At 37.3% G+C, this 17,459-nt stretch carries 17 protein-coding genes and 1 riboswitch; of the genes, 6 read left to right on the forward strand and 11 right to left on the reverse strand.

Features of this window, described 5'->3' with window-relative positions; genetic code table 11:
• Nucleotides 1-7 precede the first annotated feature (7 nt).
• From opp4B to H9D55_RS03170, 3 genes are read right to left on the reverse strand one after another with little or no spacing between them, the layout of a single operon-like run.
• Nucleotides 8-970, reverse strand: coding sequence for an oligopeptide ABC transporter permease (opp4B, locus tag H9D55_RS03160; protein WP_186076798.1), 963 nt, complete (start codon nt 968-970; stop codon nt 8-10).
• Nucleotides 963-1,913 (reverse strand): ATP-binding cassette domain-containing protein, encoded by a 951-nt coding sequence (locus H9D55_RS03165; RefSeq protein WP_186076799.1) that lies wholly within the window; start codon nt 1,911-1,913, stop codon nt 963-965. Before H9D55_RS03165 ends, opp4B begins: the two co-directional genes overlap by 8 nt.
• On the reverse strand, nt 1,914-2,960 hold the full coding sequence (locus H9D55_RS03170) for an ABC transporter ATP-binding protein (protein WP_186076800.1): 1,047 nt from the start codon (nt 2,958-2,960) through the stop codon (nt 1,914-1,916).
• A gap of 265 nt (nt 2,961-3,225) precedes the next feature.
• Between H9D55_RS03170 and H9D55_RS03175 the strand changes: the two genes are divergently transcribed.
• Both H9D55_RS03175 and glpK read left to right on the forward strand, forming a co-directional pair.
• On the forward strand, nt 3,226-3,429 hold the full coding sequence (locus H9D55_RS03175) for a YjzD family protein (protein ID WP_186076802.1): 204 nt from the start codon (nt 3,226-3,228) through the stop codon (nt 3,427-3,429).
• 53 nt (nt 3,430-3,482) lie between these two features.
• Nucleotides 3,483-4,982, forward strand: coding sequence for a glycerol kinase GlpK (gene glpK, locus H9D55_RS03180; protein ID WP_186076804.1), 1,500 nt, complete (start codon nt 3,483-3,485; stop codon nt 4,980-4,982).
• 55 nt (nt 4,983-5,037) lie between these two features.
• Here the strand turns inward: glpK and clpB are convergent, their stop codons facing one another.
• The gene (gene clpB, locus H9D55_RS03185; protein WP_235963090.1) at nt 5,038-7,629 is read right to left on the reverse strand and encodes an ATP-dependent chaperone ClpB; all 2,592 of its coding nucleotides are present in this window, start codon (nt 7,627-7,629) and stop codon (nt 5,038-5,040) included.
• Between the two features lie 175 nt (nt 7,630-7,804).
• On the opposite strand from clpB, the gene H9D55_RS03190 reads away from it, so the two are divergent.
• Complete coding sequence (locus tag H9D55_RS03190; RefSeq protein ID WP_186076806.1) at nt 7,805-8,626, forward strand: undecaprenyl-diphosphate phosphatase; 822 nt, start codon at nt 7,805-7,807, stop codon at nt 8,624-8,626.
• 98 nt (nt 8,627-8,724) lie between these two features.
• Here the strand turns inward: H9D55_RS03190 and thiT are convergent, their stop codons facing one another.
• Nucleotides 8,725-9,282, reverse strand: a complete 558-nt coding sequence (thiT, locus tag H9D55_RS03195) for an energy-coupled thiamine transporter ThiT (RefSeq protein ID WP_186076808.1) — start codon at nt 9,280-9,282, stop codon at nt 8,725-8,727.
• A 31-nt stretch (nt 9,283-9,313) separates the two neighbouring features.
• Nucleotides 9,314-9,410: riboswitch (TPP riboswitch) on the reverse strand.
• 72 nt (nt 9,411-9,482) lie between these two features.
• On the reverse strand, nt 9,483-9,791 hold the full coding sequence (locus H9D55_RS03200; RefSeq protein WP_186076810.1) for a metal-sulfur cluster assembly factor: 309 nt from the start codon (nt 9,789-9,791) through the stop codon (nt 9,483-9,485).
• Between the two features lie 97 nt (nt 9,792-9,888).
• On the opposite strand from H9D55_RS03200, the gene H9D55_RS03205 reads away from it, so the two are divergent.
• Genes H9D55_RS03205 through H9D55_RS03215 form a run of 3 tightly spaced genes read left to right on the forward strand, consistent with a single transcriptional unit; the run spans nt 9,889 to nt 12,899 of the window.
• The gene (locus tag H9D55_RS03205; protein ID WP_186076812.1) at nt 9,889-10,713 is read left to right on the forward strand and encodes a Cof-type HAD-IIB family hydrolase; all 825 of its coding nucleotides are present in this window, start codon (nt 9,889-9,891) and stop codon (nt 10,711-10,713) included.
• A gap of 12 nt (nt 10,714-10,725) precedes the next feature.
• Nucleotides 10,726-11,568: a DegV family protein gene (locus tag H9D55_RS03210; RefSeq protein WP_186076814.1), complete on the forward strand. Its 843-nt coding sequence runs from the start codon at nt 10,726-10,728 to the stop codon at nt 11,566-11,568.
• A 2-nt stretch (nt 11,569-11,570) separates the two neighbouring features.
• Nucleotides 11,571-12,899 carry a CoA-disulfide reductase gene (locus H9D55_RS03215; RefSeq protein WP_186076816.1) on the forward strand — a complete coding sequence of 443 codons (1,329 nt, stop codon included), beginning with the start codon at nt 11,571-11,573 and terminating at the stop codon, nt 12,897-12,899.
• Between the two features lie 23 nt (nt 12,900-12,922).
• Here the strand turns inward: H9D55_RS03215 and H9D55_RS03220 are convergent, their stop codons facing one another.
• The 5 genes from H9D55_RS03220 to H9D55_RS03240 all read right to left on the reverse strand — a co-directional run bounded on the left by H9D55_RS03220 (nt 12,923) and on the right by H9D55_RS03240 (nt 17,425).
• Nucleotides 12,923-14,323 (reverse strand): alpha-amylase family protein, encoded by a 1,401-nt coding sequence (locus H9D55_RS03220; RefSeq protein ID WP_186076818.1) that lies wholly within the window; start codon nt 14,321-14,323, stop codon nt 12,923-12,925.
• Between the two features lie 115 nt (nt 14,324-14,438).
• Nucleotides 14,439-14,825, reverse strand: a complete 387-nt coding sequence (locus H9D55_RS03225; protein ID WP_186076820.1) for a DUF1516 family protein — start codon at nt 14,823-14,825, stop codon at nt 14,439-14,441.
• Nucleotides 14,826-14,840: 15 nt separating this feature from the next.
• Nucleotides 14,841-15,731, reverse strand: a complete 891-nt coding sequence (locus H9D55_RS03230) for a fumarylacetoacetate hydrolase family protein (RefSeq protein WP_186076822.1) — start codon at nt 15,729-15,731, stop codon at nt 14,841-14,843.
• Nucleotides 15,732-15,799: 68 nt separating this feature from the next.
• Nucleotides 15,800-16,798: an inorganic phosphate transporter gene (locus H9D55_RS03235; RefSeq protein WP_186076824.1), complete on the reverse strand. Its 999-nt coding sequence runs from the start codon at nt 16,796-16,798 to the stop codon at nt 15,800-15,802.
• Nucleotides 16,799-16,807: 9 nt separating this feature from the next.
• Nucleotides 16,808-17,425, reverse strand: a complete 618-nt coding sequence (locus H9D55_RS03240) for a DUF47 domain-containing protein (protein ID WP_186076826.1) — start codon at nt 17,423-17,425, stop codon at nt 16,808-16,810.
• Nucleotides 17,426-17,459 lie beyond the last annotated feature (34 nt).

The following is a 17,459-nucleotide window of genomic DNA, read 5'->3' on the forward strand; positions in this document are numbered from 1 at the left end:
ACCCTCCTTATTTAATTCTGATCCTTGGATCTACGATGCTTAATATAATGTCAGATAATAACGCTCCTACGATTGCGAGGAATCCATACATTAGGATAAGCACGTTTGCTACTGAGAAATCTCGTGTTGAGATTGACTCTAAGAATAATCGACCCATACCTGGGTACGCATAGATTTGCTCAATAAAGATAGATCCACCAAGTAATCCAGTAATTTCATAACCGAAGAATGCTGCGATTGGGATAATTGAGTTTCTGAAAATGTGCTTCGTATATACTTTACTTTCTGATACACCTTTTGCACGCGCTAATGTAACATAATCTTTTTGCTTTGTTTCAATAATACCACTTCGCAGATACTGCACCGTACCAACGAGACCGATTAGTGCAATGGAGAATGAAGGTAATACTAAGTGATACATCTTACTAATCACATATTCAAATGTACCTGGTGTAACATTTGCGTCTACTGAACCTGAAGTTGGGAACCAACCTAGGTTGTAACCAAATACGAGTAACATAAGTAGACCGAACATGAATGTTGGTGTTGCGAAACCAAGATAAGTATAACCAGTAATTACTGAGTCTAAGAATGTATCGTTATATCTACCAGAGATTAAACCAAGCGGTAATCCAATGAGGTAGATAAGTACTGCTGAGAATAATGATAACCAAATCGTGTTCGTTAAACGGTCTCCAATAACGTCAAGAACAGGTTGTTTTTTGAAGTAAGAGTTACCAAAGTCTCCTTGTAACATATTGACTACCCAATCTTTGTACTGTATATGCCATGGGTTATTTAAACCAAGCATTTCACGCTGTCTCTCAATTGCTTCTGCCGGGATATTTGGATCGATAACTCCACTTAGAGCATCTCCAGGCATTAGTGACGCTAAGAAGAAGATGAGTAAACTCAGGATGACTAATTGTGGAAATGATACGAGTAATCTTCGAATTGTAAACTTAAGCATTTACGTGTTCTCCTCCTTTAGGCGGTAATGCAACCTTATGGTTTTCACTGATACTAACTAATGGGAACGGCTTCCCATCTTCATCTAAATACTCATGGAAGTGTTTTTCATATTCTATTCTCACTTCTTCACGTCTTTGTAGGTTTCTTTCAATGTTGTCCACGTTAGTATCCGGAATCGCTGCAATTAAACGTTTCGTATAAATATGTTGAGGATTGTTAAATATTACTTCTGCTGGACCTTCCTCGACAAGTCGACCATGATACATAATTCCAATCCACTCGCACATGTGTCTAACTACTCCTAGGTCATGGGCAATAAATAACATTGTGAGCCCCATGTCCTGCTGAATTTCTTGCATAAAATTTAACACCTGAGCCTGAACAGATACATCTAGTGCCGAAACAGGTTCGTCGGCAATGATGAGTTCAGGATTCAGAGCAATCGCTCGAGCAACACCAATACGCTGTCTCTGACCACCCGAGAATTCATGGGGATATTTGTATAATGATCCTGCTGGAAGTCCAACTTTGTTAAGTAAGCCAAGCACTTCTTCAATCAGTTCATCTTTTGGTTTTCGATGATAGTTTCTAATTGGTTCTGCAACGATGTCAAAGACACGTTTACGTGGGTTTAAAGATGAGTACGGATCTTGGAATATCATTTGAATTTCAGAACTTACATCAACTTTTTTACCCGTATTCAACTTTTCACCTTTATAAAGAATTTCTCCATCTGTAACATGGTTAAGTCCGATAACTGCTTTACCAGTTGTTGTTTTACCTGAACCCGATTCTCCAACTAAACCATAAGTCTTACCCTTAGGGATTCGGATCGATACGCCGTCAACTGCACGAACGTAATCTTTAGTGGTATTAAAGAAACCACCTTTAATAGGATAGTGAACTTTTAAATCTTTCACTTCTAATAAAAATTCGCTCATCTAGTTGTTACCTCCCTCATCAATCATCTCAAACTGTTCTTCTTCTACTAATTTTGTAATTTTATCTGACGAATCTAAGAAAAAGTTTTTATAGCATGTACATCTTACAAAATGACCTGGTGTTACTTCTCGTAGCTGTGGGTTGTGTTCGTGCTCATCCGCGCTAATCCAAGGAATTCTTGGCGCGAAACGACACCCTGTTCTATCCATCTTGTTTAATGCAGGAACTACACCTTGAATTACGTGTAATTTTCCACCAAGCATGTCTTCACTTGGCAGTGAGTTTAATAAACTTCTCGTGTATGGGTGTAATGGGTTTTTGAATAGTTCAGTTACTGTAGCAAGTTCTACGATTTGCCCTGCATACATTACTGCTACTCTGTCTGCCATTTCTGCTACTACTCCAAGGTCATGAGTAATCATTAATACGCCTGAACCTAAATCATTTTTCAAATCACGAATAAGATCTAAGATTTGCGCTTGAATCGTAACGTCTAGTGCTGTAGTTGGTTCATCCGCTATAAGTAGTTTAGGGCTATTCGCAATCGCAATCGCGATTACAACACGCTGTCTCATACCACCTGATAGTTCATGAGGATATGCATCACCAACACGTTGTGCATTTGGAATTCCTACTCTGTCTAGGAGTTCAATTGCATATGCTTCACGTTCACTTTTCTTTTTTGTCTCGTGAATGTCTAATGTTTCAATAATTTGATGCTTAATACGCATAAGTGGATTCAATGCTGTCATCGGGTCTTGGAAAATCATTGAGAATTCTCCACCACGAATTTTGTTCATTTCACTCTCTTTTGCGTCAAGTATATTTTTGCCTTCGAATTTAACTGAACCTTCGACTCGTGCTTTTTTATGTAGTTTCATTAAAGAAAATGCTGTAACACTTTTACCTGAACCAGATTCGCCTACAAGTGCGAGCACTTCGTTGTGACCGATATCAAATGTCACATCTTCCACCGCAGGATAATACTCACCATCGATTTTAAACGATGTAGTCAATCCTTCTACTTGTAATAATTTGTCTGACATACTTATCACCTATACTTTCTAACGATAGTTAACCGTCCAATGTAACAATTGTAATGCTCGTCTATTATTAAAGCAATACGATTATTCAAAAAAAATTATGTTTTCAGAATAGTAACCGCTTTAGTATAAGACCTAATTGCCTTTGTAAAATATACCAAACTTCTGCTGAAAACGCTAACATCTATTATAGCCTATCTACTATACAATTTGTCTAGTTTAATGTAAAATAATTTATAAGAAATTAAAATATTTAGGAGTGTGCATTGTGAGATACATAGTGACGTTCTTTTGGGCATTCTTGCTCACACAAATGGTGAACTTTATCCTAAACAGCTTGAACGGTGGCGGACAACTTTATGTTGGCATCGGTGTGTTGTTAGCTGTTCTCATCACTTTAACTGTATTTATCTTAGACATCATGTTAAAACCAGATAAAAATTATGTTGAAATTGTAGAAGATGAGCAGTAATTTGGTAGACTCTAACTAACGTTAGAGTCTTTTTTTATCTTGGGAGTGAATTTATGAAAAAATATGTAATGTCAATCGATCAAGGAACAACATCGACACGCGCTGTTCTTGTAAATAAAAATGGCGAAATCGAACATACCGCTCAGATGGAGTTTACACAATACTTCCCAAAAGTGGGATATGTCGAACAAAACGCGAATGAGATTTGGAGTTCAGTCCTCTCAGTAATCGCACAAGTTCTAAACGACAATAATATAGAAAGTAATCAAATCTCTGCTATTGGAATTACGAATCAACGTGAGACTACAGTTGTATGGGATAAACATACGGGACTTCCTGTGTATAACGCAATTGTTTGGCAATCGAGACAGACTTCTAAAATTTGTGATGCACTACGCGTGGCTGGTCATGCAGAAACCTTCCTAAATAAAACCGGTCTTGTAATTGATCCTTATTTTTCTGCAACAAAAATTCGCTACATATTAGATCATGTTGAAGGTGCGCCAGAACGTGCTAAAAATGGCGACCTATTATTTGGTACGATAGATTCTTGGCTCATTTGGAAATTTACACATGGGAAGACGCACGTGACGGATGTTACAAATGCGAGTCGAACACTCATCTATAATATTTATGAACAAAAATGGGATGATGAATTACTAGATATTCTAGATATCCCGAAATCTATGTTACCGAAAGTAAAGAGTTCAAGCGAAATCTATGCATTCACTGAACCGGATCACTTCTTTGGTTCGAAGGTACCAATTGCAGGTCTCGCAGGTGACCAACAGGCAGCACTATTTGGTCAGACATGTTTTTATCCTGGCGAAGCCAAAAATACATACGGAACTGGATGTTTTCTCCTATTAAATACGGGTGATACACCAAAACCTAGTCATAATGGTCTTGTGACTACCGTTGCTTACCAACTTAAAGACGAACCAGTCAAGTATGCGCTTGAGGGTTCAATTTTTGTTGGTGGTAGTGCGGTGCAATGGCTGCGTGACGGCCTACATTTCTTCGAGAGTGCCAGTGAAAGTGAGACACTCGCAACTGAAGTGGATACGACCGATGGCGTGATTGTTGTGCCAGCTTTCACGGGGCTTGGCGCACCATACTGGAAAGCTGATGTTCGCGGTGCCATGTTTGGACTCTCTCGTGGTACGTCAGATAAACACATCAGTCGCGCTACGCTCGAGGCACTCGCATTCCAAACGAAAGATGTTTTAGATGCGATGGAAAAAGACGCGGATATTTCAATTAAAAAATTGAAAGTAGATGGTGGCGCAACTGCAAATGATTATCTCATGCAGTTCCAGTCTAATATTTTAAATACGGAAGTCGAACGTCCTATGATCCTAGAATCAACAGCACTCGGTGCTGCATACTTAGCAGGACTTGCAACTGGGTTTTTTAAATCAAAAGAAGCGCTATGTAAGATGAAGAATGTTGATAAAAAATTCTATCCAAATATGTCTGAGGATAAACGAGCAATAAAATACGGAAGATGGCAGCGTGCGATAGAATCCGTCATTCGCTATCATGAATTGTAACGAATATATAGAAAAAAGCCTGCAGTATGAGATATTCTCAAACTGCAGGCTTTTTTTATAGTACTTTGAACTTTAATTCATCATCTACTAAATCAATGTTCACTTTAAGTCCTTCTTGCAAGTCCATTTCAATCATCTTACGCGCAAGCGGCGTTTCGATTTGCCTTTGTATGAATCGTTTTAATGGTCTAGCACCGAATTGTGGTTCATATGCTTCGTCTGCAATCCATTTTTCAACTCGATTTGTCACTTCGATGCTCATGTGTTGATCTTGCAGTCTCTCATTTAATTCTTTGATTAACTTATCAACAATACCAGTCATGTTTTCTTTCGATAATGGGCTGAACATCACTATGTCATCCATTCGGTTGATGATTTCCGGCTTAAAGTAATTGTGTACTTCACTCATTACGACTTCGCGTGTCTTATCAGTAATTTCTCCGCCTTGTACTACGGTATCAAGGAGATAGTGTGAACCGATGTTTGAAGTCATGATTAGAATCGTATTCTTAAAATCAACTGTACGCCCTTTAGAATCCGTTAGTCTACCATCATCCATCACTTGAAGTAAGATGTTAAACACATCAGTGTGTGCTTTTTCCACTTCGTCTAATAGAATGACTGAGTACGGATGACGACGTACCGCTTCAGTCAGTTGTCCACCCTCTTCAAACCCGACATATCCTGGAGGTGCTCCGATCAGTCTAGACACAGAATGTTTCTCCATGTACTCACTCATATCAATTCGAATCATGTTATTTTCAGAATCAAATAGTGTTGAAGCAAGTGCTTTCGCAAGCTCGGTTTTACCTACACCAGTTGGTCCAAGGAATAGGAAGCTACCAATTGGTCTATTTGGATCCTTGATTCCAGCACGCGCACGAATCACTGCATCTGAAACTAAATCAACTGCTTCATCCTGCCCAACGACTCTTTTATGAAGTAATGATGGTAAATTCAATAATTTATCCTTTTCAGTTTCTACGAGCTTTGTTACAGGAATTCCTGTCCACTGTGAAACAATCATTCCGATTTCCTCTTCAGTTACAACTTCACGAATTATACGATCTTCGCCCGCTGTTTCTTTTTGAAGTTCTTCTTCTAGTTCTTTTAATTCAGATTCTAGTTTTGGAATGATTCCGTGTTGCAGTTCAGCAGCACGTTCTAACTGATAGTTACTTTCAGCTTCCTCTAATTCTTGGCGTGCTTTGTCGATTTCAGCACGTTTTGAGCTTACACCTTCAATTTGTTCACGTTCACGATCTACGCGTGATTGTAATGCTTTTTGTTCTTCTCTTAAGTCCGCTAACTCTTTTTGAAGTTCTAACAATCTATTCTTAGATACAGAGTCATCTTCTTTTAAGAGTGCTTGTTCCTCGATTTCCATTTGCATGACGCGTCTGTTGATTTGATCGAGTTCAGTAGGATTAGATCCCATCTCCGTTCTAATTGTAGCACTTGCTTGGTCTACTAAGTCAATTGCTTTGTCTGGTAAAAAGCGATCCGTGATATATCGATCTGATAGTTCAGCTGCTGCAACTAAAGCTCTGTCTGTGATGCGTACACCATGGTGTACTTCGTAACGCTCTTTAAGTCCGCGTAATATTGAAATCGTATCTTCAACATCTGGCTCACTCACCAGAACTTTTTGGAAACGACGTTCTAATGCCGAATCTTTTTCGATATATTCACGATACTCATTAAGCGTTGTCGCACCAATCATGTGTAGTTCTCCACGTGCAAGCATTGGTTTTAGCATATTTCCTGCATCCATCGCGCCATCTGTTTTACCTGCACCTACGAGCATATGCACTTCGTCGATAAATAGAAGGATACGTCCATCTGCTTCTTCAACTTCTTTTAATACTGCTTTAAGTCTTTCTTCGAATTCACCACGGTACTTCGCACCAGCAACTAGTGCTGATAAGTCGAGTTCAAAAATTGTTTTATCAAGTAATGAATCAGGAACGTCACGACGTACGATACGTTGAGCAAGTCCTTCAATGATTGCTGTTTTACCTACCCCTGGTTCACCGATTAGTACAGGGTTGTTTTTACGTTTTCTACTTAATATACGAATCGTATTACGAATTTCCTCGTCACGGCCAATTACTGGGTCCGTATTACCTTTACGTACTTCTTCTACTAAGTCACGGCCATATTTTTGAAGTACCTCATATTGTACTTCAGGATTTTGTGTAGTCACATGATTTCCCCCTCTTATTTTTTTAATGATCTCTAGAATCACTTCTGTTTTATTCCCGACAGCTTCTTTTAACCTTTCATCAATATCCATCGCTGCAATAAGCATGTGTTCTTGTGAAATATATTGATCGTTCATTTCTTCCATTACAGAAGTGGCTTTATTGATTAGGTTTGAAAATCCCTGAGACATATATTGTCCATACTGAATATTCTCGCCTGTTACTGTGTTGTGTGCGTTTAGTTTTTTATCAAAAGAATCCAGTAATGCATCTACATTGATGTTGGCACGTTGCAATACGTCCACTGCCATTGAGTCAGGTACAGTGAGTAGTGCTTTCATTACTGCTTCAAGTTCTATTGTCTGTAATTTTAAATCTACCGAAAGTTGTTGTGCACGTTCAATTACCATTTGAACTGCATACGTCATTTTATTAATATCCAAGTCTATCACCTCGAATTAAATTTCGTTTGACCAATTTTGACTATAATTATATTATACAACCTCTAGGATATAAATCAAGGTATTCGACTTAATCATTGACCTTTTTTGACCATTATATTACCTTTATTTTTTTTTACATTTAGTTTATAGTTAATTTGTTAAATAGGGGGTTAATATGGATATTATAGAAATTTTAAAGTATATATTCTTAGGTCTACTTCAAGGGATTACAGAAGCTATACCAGTATCATCAAGTGGTCACTTAGTGATTGCACGAGAAATGCTAGGTCTAGAAGCCAAAGGTCTTTCATTTGAAATGTTATTAAATACAGCTTCACTTATTGCTATCCTGTATATCTATTGGAAAGATATTGTTGAAATTGCGACACACTTTTTAAGATTTCTTGGTGGAGCAAGAGACGCAAAAGCAAAAGAAGAATTCAAATATGTAATGTATCTTGTGATCGCAACGATTCCAGTTGGTGTTACAGGTTTACTTCTTAAAGATGTTGTTGGAGATAACGTAACTGTTGGGTTCATCGGTGCAATGTTACTCGTAACAGGAATCGCATTATGGATCATCAAGAGTAAAGAAGGTATTAAACAAGATGGCGAACTCACGTTAAAAGACTCTATCATCATTGGCCTTGCACAAAGTATTGCAATTATCCCAGGAATCAGCCGTAGTGGCTCAACACTCGTTGGTGCGATGTCTCGTGGATTACATCAGAAAAACGCACTGCGTTTCGTATTCTTACTTTATATTCCGGTATCATTAGGTACAGCTTTACTTTCAGTAAATGATTTATTTACTGATCCAGATATGGCTACATTATGGTTCCCTTACCTACTTGCATTCATATCTTCGCTCATCATGACTTATTACGGATTCAAAATCCTTAAAGGCCTTATGGAAAATAGTAAACTTGAATACTTCAGCTATTACTGTTTTGCACTCGGAACATTCTCAATTATTTACCAAATCTTTTGGGCATAAAATGACACTCATGTTGGACTTAACTCCAGCATGAGTTTTTACATTCAAAAAGGCGTGTCTCCAAAGATAGAGGCACGCCTTTAACATATTTTCTTCTATTATATAGTCGAATTTTTTGGTATGAATATCATTTTTGCTGCTTTGTATAACAATATCATCACGATTACACAGATAATTAAGTTTATAATTCCTGTTGAACCGTTGACGATTAATGAATACAACCAAGCGGGTTGCCCCTCTGGCGCATACATTCCAAAGAATACCATTCCTGATAGAAAATGGAAGACCATGTATCTAACAAAGACAGCTAGTGTTGAATAAATAATGATGTTTGTCATCGTTGGGTTCTTTTTTGCAAAACCTGCAAGTCCAAGTGCCATAAACGCTAGTGGATAATCAAGCAAAACTTGAACTGGATGGAAGAACCATGCAGCAGCGTCACCAAGCGCCATCTGTAATAGTGCCCAAATGAGTCCTCCAAGTATACCAGCACCTATGCCTCGTCTAATCGCTAAAATTAAAATTGGTACCATCGAAAAGCTAAAGCTGTAAGGTCCAATTCTGAAACTTGAATCGATAAAATCAAGCCCCATCGCAAGCGCTGCTAAAATCGCAATCTCCATCATTACAATTAATCGTTGTCTCGATGCGGTCATCTAAATAACTCCTTTTTAGTTACTTATGAACCACAAGAAACTACCATATTCCTTCGCGAGCATTATCTCAATCAGGTTCTAGGGTTGTGAAATTTCACTCTCAGCTTTACGCACCCCTTATGGTTCATAGCATATATATTGTATCGAATTTCAAACAAAAAGAAAACCGTTCTTAATATTAAGAACGGTTTAATACTATTTTAGCTTACACCTAATGCGATTTTTGCGTAACGACTCATCATTTCTTTGTCCCATGGTGGACTCCATACGATTTGTACGTTTGTATCTTTAACTTCTGGTAATTCTCCGAGTGCTTCTTCAACTGAAGCTACGATTTGTGGTCCCATTGGACAACCCATCGAAGTTAAAGTCATTTCAACACCTGCATTGCCGTCTTCGTCTAAATGTACACCGTAAACAAGACCGAGGTTAACAATATCTATTCCAAGCTCAGGGTCAATCACGTTTTCTAATGCGCCCATCATGCTTTCTTCCATAGCTTTATCCATAATGTCACTCCTAATTCTCATACTCTATATAATATACCAAATTAACGACAACTATTAAATAATAATGCTATTATGTATAAGTAAGGAGTGAGTGTTCATGGAAAAACACCTCATCTGTCTTGACCTTGATGGGACACTATTAACAGATGATAAAAAAATTGGTACATACACAAAAAATGTAATTAACACACTAAAACAATATGGTCATAAAATTATGATCACAACGGGCCGCCCTTATCGCGCGACGGTACCTTACTATAAAGAATTAAAACTAAATACACCCGTTGTGAATTTCAACGGTGCATTCGTACATCATCCTCTTGACAATGATTTTAAAATAAAACACGAAACACTCAGTCAAGAAGTCTTAAATGATATCGTTAAAAATATTGAAGTTTTCGGAATTGAAAACATCGTTGCAGAAGTCAAAGATGATTTATATATACACTATCACGACGAAGTTATGATGAAAGAATTCTACATGGGAGAACCGATGATCAAAACAGGAGACATCACGAAGACAATGCCTGAAGAAGCAACGACTGTCTTAATCAAAGCGAAGCACGGTCAAGTCAGTAAGATTCGTCAAGCAATGGAAGACGTCTATGCTGAAGCAATCGCTCATAGACAATGGGATGCAGCCTACCCAGTTGTAGAAATTATCAAAAAGGGTATATCTAAAGCGACAGGGATTGAGTACGTGCTTGATTACCTTGGTGTTGATCATAGAAACACTATAGCCTTTGGTGATGAAGACAATGATTTCCAAATGATTGAATATGTAAATCACAGTGTTGCAGTTAAAAATGCGGTCGATCCATTAAAAGAACGTGCGGTTGCAGTCACTGAGTTTACAAATAATGAAGACGGCGTTGGTCGTTATTTAAATGAATACTTTAACTTAGGGTTAAATTATTACTAGGAGGATATACACATGAAACTAATTGTTGATAGTTGTACAGACATTCCATTTAAAGAAATAGAAGCAATGAACGCATATCCAATCGCATTAAAAGTAAATATAGATGGCACAGATTATTTAGACCAACTCGAAATTTCAAGTAAAGAAGTCTCAGAAGCAGTCACTAAAGGCATACGTCCACTTACTTCTCAGGTCAACCCTGAACGCTTTGCCGATGTGTTCCGCGAAGCACTCAAAGATGATAATGAGATTATCTATCTTGGGTTTTCAAGCGGTTTATCTGGCACATTTCAAAGTTCGGTAATCGCGAGAGACATGATTATGGAAGAATTCCCAGAAGCAGATATCACCGTCATTGATTCACATTCGGCAAGTTACGGTTACGGAATGATTGCAGAGCGCGCTGCAAAATATATCAACGAGGGACTATCTAAAGAACAAGTGCTTAAAAATATTGAACAAGACAAAAACACAATTCGCCACTTATTCACGGTGAACGATTTAGATTACCTTGCTAAAGGCGGACGTCTATCTAAAGGACAAGCATTCCTAGGAAGTCTACTCAACATCAAACCACTCTTACATGTGGAAGATGGAAAACTTGTTCCTATTGAAAAATATCGGGGAATGAGACGCATCTATAAGCGCATGACTGAGTTAATGAATGAAGAAGGTGCTAATGTTGAAGCACACATCACGCATTCAGATGCATTAGATCTTGCAGAGGATTTGAAAAAGCAAATCTTAAAAGATACAAAAGTTACAGATGTTAAAATATCTGACATTGGTCCAACGATCTTATCACATACTGGGAATGGTACTGTCGCGTTATTCTACTTTAAACGAGGTGAGTAATCATGAAAGTAATTGTAGTTGGAGGCGTGGCAGGCGGAATGACAACTGCATCACAACTTCGTCGAATTGATCATGATGCAGAAATTCATGTCTTTGAAAAAGGACCGCATATCAGTTTTGCGAATTGCGGTCTCCCCTACTATATTTCAAGGGAAGTTGAAAAGAGAACTATGCTCGTTGAACGTACTCCTGAAGACATGGAGAAGCGTGGCATACACGCACATGTAGCGCATGAAGTGTTAGATGTAAATACGAAAAATAAAACGATTTCAGTTAAAGCATTAGAAACAGGAGAAATAAAAAACATCCGTTACAACAAGCTCGTATTGTCGCCAGGCGGTAGGTCTGTGATGTTAAACGCTCTCAAAAATGTACCACAGTCTTTTGTTCTTCAACAACTACACCAACTGGATTCTATTGAAGATTATATTGAGACGCACAACGTTAACGAAGTCGTCGTTGTTGGGACTGGGTTTATCGGCATAGAGGTTACAGAAAACTTTGTCCGACGCGGATTCAAAGTTACTGTTATTCAACACAATAATGATATTTACAGTCCCATCGAGCCTGATATGAAAGAGTTTATGTACGATACTTTAAAAGAACAAGGTGTCGATCTTAAGTTAAATTCTGAGATTCTTGAAGTGGATGGTAATAAAGCTACACTCAACACAGGCGAAATATTGAATGCACCACTCATCATTGTAGCAGTTGGAATTAAACCAAATACTACATTCCTAGAAGACACAGATATTAAGCTTGAAAAAGGTTATATACCTGTAAATGAATTTGGTCAAACGAACATTAAGGATGTGTATGCTGTCGGTGATGCAATTCTAACACATTACACACACGTTCCTGAAAAACCAGTAAACGTTGCACTCGCATGGCCAGCTCACAGACTCGCATTTGTGATTGCTAATCATATTTCAGGAAATACAGAATTTAAACACGATGGATTTTTAAGCACTTCGATTTTAGAATTTTTCGGACATACGATCGCTCAAGTCGGATTGTCTCGGAAAGATTTAGATAAAGACACAAAATACATCGATCATATACAAGCAAATATTGCTGGATATATGAAGAACCCAGAAAAAATACATGCACGTCTGTATTATGATGACGATGGAAAAATATTACGTGGCGTATTTGTTGGAAAAGAAGGTGTTGACAAGAGGCTCAACGTCCTTGCAACATTTATGCGAACAGATGGAAATATTAAAAATCTAATCAATATAGAAGTCGGATACGCGCCACCATTTGGTACACCAAAAGATTTGCTGAATATGATTGGTTACAAAGCAATTGAAAAACTAAAAGAGTCCTGACAAAATGTCAGGACTCTTTTAGTTTAACTTGTTTGTTTTCGCTTTGAGCGTCTTGCTACTAGTAAAATAAAGACAGCAAATCCACCAAAAACTATGAAACTCGAAATCAGATACCAGTGGTTGAATCCCGCTGGTTCTATGATCGCATATAATTCTGTTTCTTCTCTGTCTGTGACTGCAATGTATTCATCTCCATGTGGTCGTACAACATCACCAATCAACAGCCCACTCAGTTCTTTATTTTCAGGAACAATATCAGTCCCCATATACACTTTCTGTGTTTTACTTGTATTATTTATGTTGTAGATATAATCAACGTCGTTCGTACTATACTTCAGGACATATTGTCCACTTTCATTCTTAATTGTCTCAATGTCACTAATGAACATACTTTCATGACGGTCCATCACACCAACGATTTCCTTGATGTAATCTACAACTTCCTTGTCTGTCCAAAAATCCATTTGGGGGTGAATTTTCGGAAATTCGTCCCCATTTTGGGCAACTTCCGTACCATAGTTAAACATAATCGGACCCGGATATCCGTTCAGATATGCGAACAATTGTTTAATTCTCGTTCCAGGGAACATATTATGCTGTGTAGATTCACTTGTGAATCTTTCACTGAACCAGTGATCTGCTAGTAAAATGGTATTGTCAGTCGGATATTCTAAGATATCTTTGTCTACAGAACTAAATCCATTAGTCACAGCTTTTCTAACGTTCTCATCTGTTACATAATCAAATCCTGAAATTTCACCGCCACTTAAGTTAATTGCATAAGCAGTCACATCTTTTGGAAGGAATTTTTCTCGGTTTAGTCCACTTTGCACAACATACATGCTAATACCATCCACGTCATAATGCTTTAAAAATTCCGTCACAATCTCAAAATATTTTTTCTGGTTTTTTGAATGTGTTAAATCGATAAAATCACGTTCAATATGAGCGTAATAACTTTCCATTGGCTTCGTCATTTCAGGTGACTTCAAACTCTTGAAATCTTTAGTTGCTGTCGTCGGGAAATCTACGATAACCTTCATATCGTTTTCATGAATCGTTTCAATCAATTGCTTGAATTCATCACTTCCACCATAACGTGTTGCAATTTCATCATAATTGTTTACAGCATATCCGAGATAATCAGACTCCTCCATCTCAAAAACTGGACTGAGCTGAAGCGTATCAAAACCCATTTCTTTTATGTAATCTAACTGTGACTCGATTCCCTTAAAGTCTCCACCATATGAGAGGTATGGATTTTCCTCACTTGGAACACCGACGTCATTAGACTTATCATTATTTAAAAAACGATCGACCGGAATCATATAAATGCGGTTATTTTCAGTTTTAGCATCTATTGAGCCAGTTGTAATTCCACCTATCAGTAGCGTAAATATAAACGCAAGGAGTGTTCGTTTCATCTTGCTGCCACCTTTCTTATACATAAATTATATATGAATTTATAACTTTTTGTTACATTCAAATTAAAGTTCGAAATTTATACACAAAAAAAAGGAGCATCTGCTCCTTTTAATATTAATTGAATGCCATAGTACCAAGTGGTAATACAGCACCAAGTAAGAAAGTAACAACAATTAGTCCAATTGTAATTACTAACCACATGCCACCTTTACCACTCTTGCGTAATTTAACGAGTGACATTTCCATAAGTGCGATTGAGAACAATCCACATAACACTTTAATTCCGTACATCATGTGTGATCCGAGTGCACTGATTACATCCATGTTTTGAACATAGATCATTAATCCGCTGAATAATATTAAAAGATAAACGACACGTAAAACCATGTGCATGATCTTTCCATTTTTATTCTCGCTAGAAGGATTCTTAGAATAAGAAATTAAAGTAATAATATAAAGTATGACAGCAATAAAAATTGCTGTTAAGTGTAAATGTATCACTTACAGTTCCCCTTTTTATTTAATATATGTTGTTAATGTACCAATACCATTTACAGATACTCGTACACTGTCACCTGATTTAAGGAAGTCTACATCCGGTAATCCTGCTGCAACTCCTTCAGGTGTACCTGTTGCAATAACATCTCCTGGTTGAAGTTTCACATACTTAGAAACTTCAGAGACAATATCTTCAATCTTTAAGACCATGTCACTTGTATTGCCGTCTTGTCTAATCTCATCATTCACTTTAGTAACAATTGCAGTGTTTTGAGGATTTGGAAGTTCATCTTTAGTTACAATATATGGACCCATTGGTGTCGCAAGACTCTTAGCCATGAAGAACTGTTTAAACTTCTTTTGTAAATCTCTTGCAGAAATATCATTGACGATTGTGTAACCGTAAATGTAATCAAATGCCATATGTGGTTCAATATTGTGTGCTTCCTTACCGATAACAACGCCAAGCTCACCTTCGTAGTCGAGTTCAGATGTCACTTCCTTGAAGTCACTGATTGTTCCCTCGTCACCTACTAGACTTGAGTTAGCTTTTGTAAACACCGTCATCTCAACTTCATTTCCCAATTCCTCCGCATGTTTCTTATAGTTACGACCAAAACTAATTGTGTTGTTTGGTGGTTCTACAGGCGCAAGAAAAGTAATTTCACTAAATGGTGCTTTGTAAAGGTGACGGTCATCTTCCTTGTCAGCTTTTTCAACAAGTTTACGCACAATTTCTTGAAAATCTAATGTGTGATATCTTGTAATACCCTCAAGTAAAGTTTTCGGATAGTCTTTGTCTTCACCAAATGCTTCAAAAAGCTTCGGTAAAATCCATGCACTATCTTCTCTTTTTACCTTTACTCCATAGTATTTCTGTTTGTTGTACTCGAATGTTAAGAATTTCATAGGACGACTCCTTTTTCTCTTTTAACAAGTATATCAAATTTCGAAGTTAAATTCTTTCTATATACTACTTAAATAAAAATATTAATTATAAAGTACGTGATTGATGCACAAAGTGCTGAGATTGGTAATGTAATGACCCATGTCACAAGCATACGCTGTGCTGTTGTCCATTTTACACCTTTTAATCTATGTGATGATCCAACACCAAGAATTGATGATGACACAACGTGTGTCGTTGATACAGGTAAGTGGATGTACGTCGCACCAAAGATAATTAATGCAGATGAAAGGTCAGCTGCAACACCATTTGCTGGACGAATTTTCATGATATTACCACCAACAGTTTTGATGATCTTCCAACCACCCACTGCTGTACCAAGTCCCATTGCTGTCGCACAAGACAATTGCACCCAAAATTGAATATCTGTTGAAGTTTGCAAGTTTGCTGCTATCAATGCCATCGTAATGACACCCATTGCTTTTTGTGCGTCGTTCATACCATGAGATAAGGCTTGCAATGAAGCCGTTATGATTTGTACAAAGCGAAATCTTTGATTGGTCTTAGCTAAATTTTGATCTTTCATAACGGTTTTAATAATCGTATAGATAATAAAACCTACAACGAATGCAATTAGAGGTGACGTAATTAACGCCATTAGAATTTTTGAGAATCCTTTATACTCTAAAATACCAAATCCACTCGATGCGATTGCAGCCCCTGCAATTGCACCAATTAATGCGTGTGATGAAGAACTTGGGATACCGAAGTACCATGTAAATAAGTTCCAAAATATACCTGCAATAAGTGCTGATAAAATTACGATTGAACCATCTTGAAGCGCGAATGGATCAACGATATCTCCAGTGATTGTTTTTGCAACACCTGTAAATAATAGTGCACCAACGAAGTTCATACCTGCTGCAATTAAAATTGCATGCCGTGGCTTTAACGCACGTGTTGATACAGCTGTTGCGATTGCATTTGCAGTATCGTGAAATCCGTTAATAAAGTCAAACGCGAGCGCCGCTATAACAATTAATATTGTAATTATAAATAAAGTATCCATCTACAACACCTAGCTATTTTTCATTACAATAGATTCAAGGATAACTGCAACCACTTGGCATCTGTCTGCAATGTTTTCTAAATTATTATAGATATCTTTCATTTGCATGATTTTAATTGGATTTTCTTCAGTATCAAATAATTCTTTAATAGATTTTCTAAGTACAACGTCACAGTTCGTTTCGTGTTCTTTAATCTTAATAGCATGAACACGAACATGATCAAATTTACGTTCATTTACAAGCTCAACAGCTAATTTAGCTTCGGTACATGCTTTTGAAATATTTTCTACAAATACATCGATGTGTGGTGTATGTTTCTTTTGATTATACATCATGAACATCGCTGCAACTTCTTCCATTCCGTCTAACACATCATCTAGTGCATTCGCTAATGCTAAAATATCTTCGCGTTCGATTGGTGTAATAAATGTCTGGTTTAAGTCTGAAATTAAGTGATGCATGAGGTTGTCCCCATGAGTTTCAAAAGCTTTAATATTGTCAAAGTAAGTCTTAAAATTAAAGCTTGAATCAAGATTCACATTTTCAAAATATTTTGCCGCACGTTCTAAGTTTTCTACCATTGTATTGAGTTGAACTGCAAATTTGTTTGGTTTTCTATTAAACACTTTTCTTTCCTCCTGAAATGTAAAAAGGAAGACT

This window comes from Phocicoccus pinnipedialis, from assembly GCF_903994035.1.
Classification (GTDB): Bacteria; Bacillota; Bacilli; order Staphylococcales; family Salinicoccaceae; genus Phocicoccus; species Phocicoccus pinnipedialis.

Excerpts from the sequence above, each read along its gene's own strand:
- H9D55_RS03205 (WP_186076812.1), top strand. The coding sequence starts at position 9,889 with ATGGAAAAACACCTCATCTGTCTTGACCTTGATGGGACACTATTAACA.
- H9D55_RS03220 (WP_186076818.1), bottom strand. The coding sequence starts at position 14,323 with ATGAAACGAACACTCCTTGCGTTTATATTTACGCTACTGATAGGTGGA.
- H9D55_RS03215 (WP_186076816.1), top strand. The coding sequence starts at position 11,571 with ATGAAAGTAATTGTAGTTGGAGGCGTGGCAGGCGGAATGACAACTGCA.
- H9D55_RS03190 (WP_186076806.1), top strand. The coding sequence starts at position 7,805 with ATGGATATTATAGAAATTTTAAAGTATATATTCTTAGGTCTACTTCAA.
- H9D55_RS03210 (WP_186076814.1), top strand. The coding sequence starts at position 10,726 with ATGAAACTAATTGTTGATAGTTGTACAGACATTCCATTTAAAGAAATA.
- H9D55_RS03235 (WP_186076824.1), bottom strand. The coding sequence starts at position 16,798 with ATGGATACTTTATTTATAATTACAATATTAATTGTTATAGCGGCGCTC.
- H9D55_RS03170 (WP_186076800.1), bottom strand. The coding sequence starts at position 2,960 with ATGTCAGACAAATTATTACAAGTAGAAGGATTGACTACATCGTTTAAA.
- H9D55_RS03230 (WP_186076822.1), bottom strand. The coding sequence starts at position 15,731 with ATGAAATTCTTAACATTCGAGTACAACAAACAGAAATACTATGGAGTA.
- thiT (WP_186076808.1), bottom strand. The coding sequence starts at position 9,282 with ATGACCGCATCGAGACAACGATTAATTGTAATGATGGAGATTGCGATT.
- H9D55_RS03200 (WP_186076810.1), bottom strand. The coding sequence starts at position 9,791 with ATGGATAAAGCTATGGAAGAAAGCATGATGGGCGCATTAGAAAACGTG.
- opp4B (WP_186076798.1), bottom strand. The coding sequence starts at position 970 with ATGCTTAAGTTTACAATTCGAAGATTACTCGTATCATTTCCACAATTA.
- glpK (WP_186076804.1), top strand. The coding sequence starts at position 3,483 with ATGAAAAAATATGTAATGTCAATCGATCAAGGAACAACATCGACACGC.
- H9D55_RS03165 (WP_186076799.1), bottom strand. The coding sequence starts at position 1,913 with ATGAGCGAATTTTTATTAGAAGTGAAAGATTTAAAAGTTCACTATCCT.